The 438-nt window shown below is 36.8% G+C and carries 1 protein-coding gene; it reads right to left on the bottom strand.

Annotated elements, in window-relative coordinates; genetic code table 11:
• Window positions 1–101 precede the first annotated feature (101 nt).
• On the bottom strand, window positions 102–438 hold a 337-nt coding region (locus KH893_RS12335), incomplete at its 5' end, for a ribosome maturation factor RimP (protein WP_281166342.1).

The following is a 438-nucleotide window of genomic DNA, read 5'->3' as shown; positions in this document are numbered from 1 at the left end:
ATCCTTTAAAGATGTAATTGCATCTTCCTGACTGATACCTTTCTCAGCTTGTAATGCTTGTAACGCAGAAAACAACTCTCTTCTGTAATCTGATGCCATATCTATGCCTCCTGATTTAACGAAATTTTTGAGATTTTTTCTCTTGGAAAATTCTTGACTTCTGTTGATGAAACTTCCAAGCTAATCTCCAAATCAGAAAAGGATTTTAAAATACCTTCGGCTGATTTGCTGCCATCGACTTTTTCAAACAAATTTAACTTGATCGGTTGGCCAAGTGCCCAATCAAGATGCGCATCAGTTTTAATCGAACGATCAATTCCCGGTGAGGAAATATCAAGATTGTATTGATCTGGAAATGGATCCGGTTCGATCTTATCAAGCGCGTTGCTGATCAAAGAAGTTATTTCAGAAATTTGATTCATCTGAATTGCTTGATGA

The sequence above is a fragment of the Liquorilactobacillus sicerae genome (genome assembly GCF_029916425.1).
GTDB lineage: Bacteria > Bacillota > Bacilli > Lactobacillales > Lactobacillaceae > Liquorilactobacillus > Liquorilactobacillus sicerae.
This window is presented reverse-complemented; position numbering and strand designations above follow the sequence as displayed.